1 pseudogene is annotated in these 229 nt (G+C 70.7%); it reads right to left on the bottom strand.

Going from position 1 to position 229, the window contains the following annotated elements:
• A pseudogene (locus ACTFO6_RS20230) lies at positions 1–229 on the bottom strand (5-(carboxyamino)imidazole ribonucleotide synthase); the annotation flags it as partial.

The following is a 229-nucleotide window of genomic DNA, read 5'->3' as shown; positions in this document are numbered from 1 at the left end:
CGGCGCCCTCCCGCACCACGACGAAGGGGGCCACCGGAAAGCCCGCCCCTGAGAGGAATTCCTTTTCGTTGATCCTGTCCTGGGCCACCGCCACGCTCTCGGCGGTAGGGCTCACCACGCGGTGCCGGGCAAGGAAGCTCAAGGCTTCCGTGGGCACGTTCTCGAACGCGGTGGTGGCGGCGGCGCAGGAGCGGGCGAGTCGGGCGAGCCCCGCGGGATCGGCGTAATC

It is taken from the genome of Pelomicrobium sp. G1, from assembly GCF_051905455.1.
Lineage (GTDB): Bacteria > Pseudomonadota > Gammaproteobacteria > Burkholderiales > UBA6910 > Pelomicrobium.
The sequence above is the reverse complement of the archived record's forward strand: the minus strand, read 5'-3'. Positions and strand labels throughout refer to the sequence as shown.